The organism is Streptosporangium sp. NPDC050148 (genome assembly GCF_055586505.1).
Genome location: NZ_JBVJIA010000018.1, coordinates 133,950 through 143,173, shown reverse-complemented (window position 1 = coordinate 143,173; position 9,224 = coordinate 133,950). Strand labels below are relative to the sequence as shown.

The following is a 9,224-nucleotide window of genomic DNA, read 5'->3' as shown; positions in this document are numbered from 1 at the left end:
CTCTCGTGAGCTCTGGAAGGACACCCATACCCATGCGCGACACGATGCGCCGTCTGTTCGCCACCGGAACACTCCTGCTCGGCCTCGGCCTGGTCGGCGCGTGCGGTGGCGGAGGCGGTGGCGAGCAGCCCGCCGCGAGCGCCACGACGCCCGCCGCCCAGGCAGGCTCCGGATTCCCGGTGACCATCACCCACAAGCTCGGCACCACCACGATCGAATCCGCGCCCCAGCGTATCGTCGCCCTCGGTGAGATCGACCAGGACACCCTGCTCGCCCTGGGCGTGCAGCCGGTCGGCATGGCGGAGCTGACCGGCATCCAGCCCGACGGCCTCACCCCCTGGACCGCCCCCAGGCTCTCCGGTGCGAAGCCGGAGCTGCTCAAGGCCGGCGAGGCCGGCTTCTCCCTGGAGAAGATCGCCGCCCTCAAGCCCGACCTGATCCTGGCCGGCGGCGACTACTACATCGACAAGGAGTACGCGGGCCTGTCCCAGCTCGCGCCGACCACCGCCTACGAGACCGGCCCGGCCGAGGACTCCTGGCAGACCGTGGCCCGCCAGGTCGCCAAGGCGGTCGGCAAGGCCGACGAGGGCGAGAAGCTCGTCGCCGACGTCGAGGCGAAGATCGCCTCGGTGAAGACCTCCCACCCCGAGCTCTCCGGCAAGAAGTACGCGCTCACCAGCGTCTTCCCGTCCGGCAACATCGGCGTCATGAAGTCCGACGCCGACATCAGCGTCAAGCTCTTCGACCAGTTCGGGATGGTGCTGCCCGAGGAGATCAAGGCCCTGCCCGGCGAGGGCTTCGCGGCCGAGCTGAGCATGGAGAAGGTGAAGGTCCTCGACGTCGACGTGCTGCTCAGCCACTACAACGACGACGCCGCCACCCAGAAGAAGATCGAGGCCAACGCCCTGTTCTCCGGCCTGGACGTGGTCGAGCGCGGCTCGTACGTGCCGCTGGACCTCAAGGCGTTCTGGCCGCTGCGCACGCCGACGCCGCTGGCGATCCCCTACGTGGTCGACCAGCTCGTGCCCCAGGTCGCCAAGGCCGCCAAGGCCGCCTCGTCCTCCTGACGGACGTCCCGGCCCTCCCCGGGACGGGCCCGCCCCGGCGGGCCGTCCCGGGGCGGGCTCCCGCGGGACCCTGCGGATCTCGCGCGGACCCGCTCTCCCCCCGCCGCCGCCCGGCTCCGGGGGACCATTCCTCAGCACGTGAGAGGCGAACATGTCGAGCCCGGTCTATGACGTCGTGGGCATCGGTTTCGGGCCCTCCAACCTCGCGCTCGCGGTGGCCCTGGAGGAGGAGTACGGCGCCGGCGTGAACGCGGTCTTCTTCGAGAGGCAGCCCAGGTTCGGCTGGCACCGCAACATGCTCATCGACGGCGCCACGATGCAGGTCCACTTCCTCAAGGACCTGGTCACCCTGCGCAACCCGACCAGCCCCTACTCCTTCCTGTGCTACCTGCAGGAAAAGGGCCGGCTGGTCGACTTCATCAACCACAAGACCATGTTCCCCACCCGGCTGGAGTTCCACGACTACCTGGAGTGGGTCGCCGCCTCCTTCGCCGACCTGGTGCGCTACGACTCCGAGGTCGTGGCGGTGCGCCCGCACGACGACGACACGCTGGAGGTCGTCGTGCAGCGCGGCGACGAGCTGCACACCTGCCTGACCCGCAACCTGGTGATCGCGGTCGGGCTGGACCCGGTGCTGCCCGGCGGCGTGCGCTCCGGAGAGCGGATCTGGCACACCGAGGAGCTGCTGGCCCGCCTGGAGGGCCTCGGCGGCCGCGAGCCCAGGCGGTTCGTGGTGGTCGGCGCCGGGCAGAGCGCGGCCGAGGCCGTCGAGCACCTGCACCGCACCTACTCCTCCGCGGAGATCTGCGCGGTCTTCACCCGGTACGGCTACTCGCCGGCCGACGACAGCCCCTTCGCCAACCGCATCTTCGACCCCGAGGCCGTCGACCACTTCTTCACCGCCCCCGAGGAGGTCAAGCGCATGCTGCTGGCCTACTCCCGCAACACCAACTACTCGGTGGTGGACATGGACCTCATCGACGAGCTCTACCGGCGCTCCTACGCCGAGAAGGTCTCCGGGGTCGAGCGCCTGCGCATGCTGAACGCCTCCCGCCTGCTCGGCGTGGACGAGGACGGCGAGAGCGCCCGCGTCCGGCTGTGCTTCCTGCCCACGGGCGAGACGAGCACGATCGAGGCCGACGCGGTCGTCTGCGCGACCGGCTACCGCGAGCGCAACCCGCTGGACCTGCTGGGCGAGGCGCGCGAGCACTGCCGTACCGGCGAGGCGGGCGAGCTGCTGGTGGAGCGCGACTACCGGATCGCCGTCGACCCCGGCAAGAGCTGGGGCGTCTACCTGCAGGGGGCCACCGAGGACACCCACGGGATCGCCTCGTCGCTGCTGTCCATGACCGCCGTGCGCACCGGGGAGATCGTGCGCTCGATCGCCCGCCGCTCGGCGCAGGTGCCCCAGGGCGCCGAACCCTGAGCGGCCCGCCCGGAGCCGGGGACCGATTCTAGAGAGACTCTCTAGAATCCGGTACGCTCCCGGACATGAGACCCAGCGTCGTCATCACCGGGGGCAACCGCGGGATCGGTCTGGCCACGGCCGAGGAGTTCGCCCGCCTCGGCCACCGCGTGGTGCTCGTGGCCAGGAACCCCGCCGCGGCGGGCGAGGCGGCCCGGCTCGGCGCCGACCTGGTGACGGCGGACCTGTCGACCCTGCGGGGGATCCGGTCCGCCGCCGGGGAACTGGCCGCCGTCTGCCCGCGCCCGGACGTGCTGATCCACAACGCCGGGATCTGGCCCGCGGCGCGGCGGCTCACCGAGGACGGGTTCGAGGAGTCCTTCGCCGTCAACCACCTGGCCCCCTTCCTGCTCAACCACCTGCTGGAAGACCGCCTGACCAGGGTCGTCCAGGTCACCGCGGGCCTGTACGTCAAGGGCCGCGCCGACCCCGGGCGCACGCCCACCGGCGCGGACTTCTCCCCGGTGCGCACCTACGCCGACACCAAGCTGTGCAACCTGGCGCTGACGCCGCTGTGGGCCGCGCGCTGGAGGGAGCGGGGCGTCACGGTCGACGCCGTGCACCCGGGGGTGATCAGGACCGGGCTCGGTGACCGCGGCGGCCCGGTGGGGGTGCTGCTGAAGGCCGCCAAGCTGCTGTGGAAGGCACCCGCCGAGGGCGCGGCCGCGGTCCTGGGGGTGGCCATGGACCGGGCCGGTACCGGGCGCTACTTCGACGTCGACCGCGAGCTGCCCCTGGAGCCGGTGGCGGCCGACGCCGTCCTGGCGCGCAGGCTCTGGGCGCAGGCCGCGGAGCTCACCGGTGTCGCCTAGGCACAGGCGCGGCGACGAGACCAGGGAACGGCTGCTGGCCGCCGCCCTGGAGCTGTACGACCGCCACGGCGCCGAGGGCTTCACGATGACCGCGGTGACCGGGACGAGCGGCGTCAGCGTCGGCAGCCTCTACCACCACTTCGGCAGCTTCGACGGGCTGGCCGCGGCACTGTACGCGCGCTGCCTGTCCGGCCTGCTCGACGCCGTCATCGCCGCCCTCGACGCCGAACGCGACCTCGTCCGGGCCGGGGCGGCCACGCGGCCGGGGCGGGGCGAGCGGGAGGCGGCCGGGGTGATCCGCGCCGTGGTCACCGGATACCTCGGCTTCACCCGCGAGCACCGGTCCGCCGCGCACTTCGTGCACGCCTCCGCCTACGCCGGGTTCCTCGCCGCCCACCCCGGGCCGGTCACGCGGGAGACGGGGCCGAGGCTCGCCGAGATCCTGGGCCGGCTGCGGCCGTACACCGAGGCGGGCCTGGTCGTGGAGCTGCCGGACGCGCTGACCGAGACGCTGGTCGTCGGCCCGGTCGCGGAGACGGCCCGCCGGTGGCTGGCCGGAGCCCCCGGCATCGACCTGGACGAGGCGTGCCGCCTGCTGCCCGAACGGATCTGGCGCTCCGTGCGCGCGTGAGCGGACGGCACCGCGACAGGGCGCCACGAGGGGACACCGCGGGGGTTCCGCGAGAGGGGTACCGCCGGGGAGGGACCGCGAGAGGGCACCGCACCCCGGCCGGGACCGCTCCGGCCGTCCGTGACCACCCCGCCCGAGAGTCGTTCCGTCCCCCTGACTAAGGTTGTCCTAACCTAATATGGTCGCGGTTTTCGGTTCTCATGGAGTGACGGTGTTCGCCAGCTATCTCATCGGACTGCGTGAGGGCCTGGAGGCCACCCTCGTCGTCTCCGTGCTCGTCGCCCTCCTGGTCAAGAGCGACCGGCGGGACCGGCTGCCCCTGGTGTGGGCCGGCGTCGGCGCCGCCCTGGTGCTGTCGGTCGCGTTCGGCGCGCTGCTGACCTTCACCGTCGCCCGCCTGGAGTACCGGCAGCAGGAGCTGTTCGAGGCGATCACCTCGCTGCTGGCCACCGCGTTCGTCACCTGGATGATCTTCTGGATGCGCCGCGCCGCCCGTACCCTCTCCGGCGAGCTGCGCGCCAGGCTCAGCCGGGCCCTGGAGGTCGGCGCGACCGCGGTGGTGGTCGTGTCCTTCCTCGCCGTGGCGCGCGAGGGCCTGGAGACCGCGCTGCTGTTCTTCGCCTCGGCGCAGGGCGCCTCCACCACCGCCGTCCCGCTGATCGGCATCAGCCTGGGCCTGCTCACCGCGGTCGCGCTGGGCTGGGCGATCTACCACAGCGCGATGCGCATCGACCTGACGGTCTTCTTCACCTGGACCGGGCTGCTGCTGATCCTGGTCGCCGCGGGCATCTTCAAGTACGGCGTGCACGACCTGCAGGAGGCAGGCGTCCTGCCGGGGCTGTCCGTCCAGGCCTTCGACATCAGCGGCGTGCTGCCCGCCGACTCCTGGCACGGGGCGCTGCTGGCCGGGATGTTCAACATCACCCCGCAGCCGAGCGCGCTGGAGACGGTGGCCTGGGCCGCCTACGCGCTGCCCACGCTCGTGCTCTTCCTGTGGCCGCGGCGGAACCCGGCCCCCGTGTCCCCGACCTCAGCGACCGACCCGCAACACGCGGGCTGACCCTTTCCGAACGGAACGACCATGCGCACCTCCGTCTCCATCGTCACCGGCGTGCTCGCGCTCGCCGGCCTCACCGCCTGCGCCTCCGATCCCGCCCCCGGCGCCGGGACGTCGGCCGCCTCGGCGGCCCCGGCCGCGGGCGGTCCCGTCGCGGTGGCCGCCAGCGACACCGAGTGCAAGGTCGCCGTCACCGAGGTCCCGGCCGGGACCTCGACGTTCGCCGTCACCAACGGCGGCACCAAGGTGACCGAGTTCTACGTCTACGCGGCCGGTGACCGGGTCATGGGCGAGGTGGAGAACATCGTGCCCGGCCTGACCCGTGAGGTGATCATCGAGCTGCCCCCCGGCACCTACCAGACCGCCTGCAAGCCCGGCATGATCGGCAAGGGCGTCCGCGGGCCGCTCAAGGTCACCGGCGAGCACAAGCCGCTCAGCGACGACGCGCAGCTCGCGGCGGCCACCGCCGGCTACAAGCGCTACATCAAGTCGCAGAGCGACACCCTGCTGACCAAGGCGCAGGAGTTCGTGGACGCGGTCAAGGCGAAGGACGTCAAGAAGGCCAAGGCGCTCTTCCCGGTCTCGCGGACCTACTGGGAGCGGATCGAGCCGGTCGCGGAGATCTTCGGCGACCTCGACCCGGCCATCGACGCCCGGGAGAACGACGTGGCCGAAGGCGAGGAGTGGACCGGTTTCCACCGCATCGAGAAGGACCTCTGGGTCACCGGGGACATCAGCGAGGACGGGCCCGTCGCCGACAAGCTGATGGCCGACATCACGACCATCGTGGAGAAGGCCAACGCCGCCGAGCTCTCACCGGTGCTGCTGGCCAACGGCGCCAAGGGGCTGCTCGACGAGGTCGCCTCCGGAAAGATCACCGGCGAGGAGGACCGCTACTCCCACACCGACCTGTGGGACTTCGACGCCAACCTGCAGGGGTCCAAGGCGGCGGTGCAGGCGCTCCGCCCGGTCCTGGAGCAGCGCGCCCCCGAGCTGGTCACGACGCTGGACGAGAGGTTCGCCGCGGCCGAGGCGGCGCTCGGCGCGCACCGCAAGGGCGACGGCTGGAAGCTGCACACCGAGCTGTCCAAGGACGACCTCAGGAAGCTCTCGGACGCGATCAACGCGCTCTCCGAGCCGATCAGCAGGATCGCCGCGGTGGTGGCGAAGTGACCCGCGGGAGGCAGGGGCGATGAGCGGGCGGATCAGCCGCAGGAAACTGCTGGGCATGGGCGCCGCGGGGGCGGCGGCCGCCGGTGCCGGCGCGATCGTGGTGCGCGCTGCCTCCGGCGGGCCCGAACCGGCACCCGCCCCGCCCCCCGCCTCCGCCGCCGACCCGATCCCCTTCTACGGCGAGCACCAGGCGGGCATCGTCACCCCGGCGCAGGACAGGTTGCACTTCGTCTCGTTCGACGTGGTCACCGGGAACAGGGCCGAGCTGGACGACCTGCTGCAGGAGTGGACCGCGGCCGCGGCCCGGATGACGCGGGGGCAGGAGGCCGGGGTGTTCGGGGCGGTCGGCGGGGACCGCGAGGCACCGCCGGACGACACCGGCGAGGCGCTCGGGCTGCCGGCCTCCGGGCTGACGCTGACGGTCGGCTTCGGAGGCTCGCTGTTCGACGACCGGTTCGGGCTGACGTCGCGCAGGCCGGCCGCGCTGGCCGACCTGCCGCACCTGCCCGGCGACGCGCTGGTGAAGGACATCTCCGGCGGTGACCTGTGCGTGCAGGCGTGCGCGCACGACCCGCAGGTCGCGGTGCACGCCGTCCGCAACCTGGCGCGCATCGGCTTCGGCCGGGTCTCGGTCCGCTGGACCCAGCTCGGCTTCGGCCGTACGTCCTCGACCTCGCGCTCGCAGGCGACGGCGCGCAACCTGATGGGCTTCAAGGACGGTACCGCCAACCTCAAGCTGGAGGACGTGGCGCTGCTGAGGGACCACCTGTGGGTGGCGCCGGGCGACGGCCCCGACTGGATGACCGGCGGCAGCTACCTGGTCACCCGCAAGATCCGGATGCTGATCGAGACGTGGGACCGGGCGCCGCTGTCCGAGCAGGAGCAGATCTTCGGCCGCGACAAGGGCGAGGGCGCCCCGCTGGGCCGCAAGGCCGAGTTCGACACGATCGACTTCGCCGCCAAGGGTCCCGACGGGCAGGCCCTGATCAAGGACGACGCGCACGTACGGCTGGCGCACCCGTCGAACAACGGCGGCGCGCGGCTGCTGCGCCGCGGCTACAACTACGTGGACGGCTCCGACGGGCTCGGCCGGCTGGACGCCGGGCTGTTCTTCATGTCCTACCAGCGCGACCCGCACCGGCAGTTCGTCACCGTGCAGCGCTCCCTGGCCGAGGCCGACTCCCTCAACGAGTACATCAGGCACGTCTCCAGCGCCCTGTTCGCCTGCCCGCCGGGCGTGCGCGACGCCGGCGACTACTGGGGGCGGGCCCTGTTCGCCTGAGACCGCGACCCCGCGGTGACGCCCTCCACCGGGAGCCCGCGCACTCCTTTTCACTATGGAACCGTCCAAAACACGGAAAAGCGTCGAGGCCGGATTTTCACTGTTAGGTTCGTCCCGTTCACATGATCAACGGCCGCTTGCAGCGGCGGCCCGACGATGTTCAAGGGGGCGGAAGATGACTCATCCGCGTTCGACGGGGTCACTCTTCTTGAGGAAACGCGCGGTCGCGGCGCTTCTGGCCGCGACCGGTGTCATGACGCTCTGCGGCAGTGGCACGGCCACCGCCGCGGCGGCGAGCGTCACGATCAAACCGGCCGCCGACACCACCTACTCGCAGGTCGCCCAGGACGGCGACGGCAGCGCCAGGACGACCCTGGCGACCTGCCCGCAGTCCTGCGACGGGAACTCCTCGGGGCAGCGGGACGCGGTCGTCGGCTTCAACGTCACCGGCCTGCCCGCGGGCGCCACCGGCGTGACGGCCCGCCTGGAGCTGTACTCCTGGAACCCCTTCACGGGCACCACGACCACCGCGCACGAGGCCGACGGCGGAGCCTCCGGCACCGGCACCTGGGCGAGCCGGCCGGCGCTCGGCGCCGCGCTGGACTCCAACGCCGCGGTCACCAAGGGCTACAACGCCTGGGACGTCTCCTCGGCCGTCACCGGCAACGGCGCGGTCACCTTCGCCGTCCGCCAGACGACCCGCACCACCCGGACGTACTGGGCGTCCGCCGACAACTCCAACGCGGCGACCCGGCCGCGCCTGGTGATCTCCTACACCACCGGCGCGACGCCCGGCCCCACGCCGACGGTGACCCCCACGGTCAGGCCGACGCCCACCCCGACGGCGAGCCCCACGGTGACCCCGACGACCCCGACGACCCCGGCCGGCTGGCGGCTGGTGTGGGCCGACGAGTTCAACGGCACCGCGATCGACACCACCAAGTGGAACACCAGGGACAGCTCCCTGGACTTCGACCGCGCCTGCATCACCAGCAGGCCGGCGAACCAGTTCGTGAGCGGCGGCGTGCTGACCATGCGGGCGCTCAAGGAGGACCGTACCTGCGCCGGTACGACCCGCCACTACTCGACCGGCTACCTCGACACCATGAGGGGCAAGGCGTCGTTCACCTACGGCCGGTTCGAGATCCGCGCGAAGTCCCCGAACGGGCCGAACAACTCCAAGGGCCTGTGGCCCGCGTTCTGGATGCGTCCCGACGACGGGGGCAACGGCGAGATCGACGTCACCGAGCTCCCCGGCGGCCCGCAGTACTACCGGGCCTCGACGGCGGCGATCTTCCGTGACTACACGCCCACCAAGAACGACTTCCGGTACACCTTCCCGAGCGGGTACCCGGGCGACGGTTTCCACACCTACACCACCGAGTGGGAGCCGGGCGTGATCCGCTGGTACGTCGACGGCAAGGAGATCTGGCGCCGCGAGGGCAACACGCCCACCTGGCTCAAGGACACCCTCGGCGGCGACCTGAACTACAAGCGGAAGTTCAACCTGCGGCTGAACTTCCAGGTCGGCGGATGGCTGGGCGACCCGGACGCCACCACCGTCTTCCCGGCCGACTTCAAGGTCGACTACGTACGGGTCTGGCAGCGCTGACCGCCCTTCGCGCACCGGCGGGGGCGGGGGGGGGGGGGGGGGGGGGGGGGGGGGGGGGGGGGGGGGGGGGGGGGGGGGGGGGGGGGGGGGGGGGGGGAGGGGGGGGGGGGGGGGAGGGAGGGACG

The 9,224-nt window shown here is 72.3% G+C and carries 8 protein-coding genes; all 8 read left to right on the top strand.

From position 1 onward, the window contains the following. Positions 1-32 precede the first annotated feature (32 nt). The 8 genes from ACZ6RT_RS21550 to ACZ6RT_RS21515 all read left to right on the top strand — a co-directional run bounded on the left by ACZ6RT_RS21550 (position 33) and on the right by ACZ6RT_RS21515 (position 9,099). A complete protein-coding gene (locus tag ACZ6RT_RS21550) occupies positions 33-1,067 on the top strand; it encodes an iron-siderophore ABC transporter substrate-binding protein (RefSeq protein ID WP_470155610.1) in 1,035 nt (344 codons plus the stop codon). A 151-nt stretch (positions 1,068-1,218) separates the two neighbouring features. Continuing rightward, positions 1,219-2,493: a lysine N(6)-hydroxylase/L-ornithine N(5)-oxygenase family protein gene (locus tag ACZ6RT_RS21545; RefSeq protein WP_470155608.1), complete on the top strand. Its 1,275-nt coding sequence runs from the start codon at positions 1,219-1,221 to the stop codon at positions 2,491-2,493. Positions 2,494-2,558: 65 nt separating this feature from the next. Continuing rightward, a complete protein-coding gene (locus ACZ6RT_RS21540; RefSeq protein ID WP_399194994.1) occupies positions 2,559-3,344 on the top strand; it encodes an SDR family NAD(P)-dependent oxidoreductase in 786 nt (261 codons plus the stop codon). Continuing rightward, entirely contained in the window at positions 3,334-3,975 is a 642-nt protein-coding gene (locus ACZ6RT_RS21535; protein WP_399194996.1) for a TetR/AcrR family transcriptional regulator, read from the top strand. The genes ACZ6RT_RS21540 and ACZ6RT_RS21535 overlap by 11 nt, the downstream gene beginning before the upstream one ends. 211 nt (positions 3,976-4,186) lie before the next feature. Continuing rightward, positions 4,187-5,035 carry an iron uptake transporter permease EfeU gene (gene efeU, locus ACZ6RT_RS21530; protein WP_470155605.1) on the top strand — a complete coding sequence of 283 codons (849 nt, stop codon included), beginning with the start codon at positions 4,187-4,189 and terminating at the stop codon, positions 5,033-5,035. Positions 5,036-5,056: 21 nt separating this feature from the next. Beyond that, the gene (gene efeO / locus ACZ6RT_RS21525; RefSeq protein ID WP_399195002.1) at positions 5,057-6,205 is read left to right on the top strand and encodes an iron uptake system protein EfeO; all 1,149 of its coding nucleotides are present in this window, start codon (positions 5,057-5,059) and stop codon (positions 6,203-6,205) included. A 19-nt stretch (positions 6,206-6,224) separates the two neighbouring features. Beyond that, the gene (gene efeB, locus ACZ6RT_RS21520; RefSeq protein ID WP_470155603.1) at positions 6,225-7,487 is read left to right on the top strand and encodes an iron uptake transporter deferrochelatase/peroxidase subunit; all 1,263 of its coding nucleotides are present in this window, start codon (positions 6,225-6,227) and stop codon (positions 7,485-7,487) included. Positions 7,488-7,695: 208 nt separating this feature from the next. Further along, a complete protein-coding gene (locus ACZ6RT_RS21515) occupies positions 7,696-9,099 on the top strand; it encodes a family 16 glycosylhydrolase (protein WP_470155601.1) in 1,404 nt (467 codons plus the stop codon). The last annotated feature ends 125 nt before the right edge of the window (positions 9,100-9,224 follow it).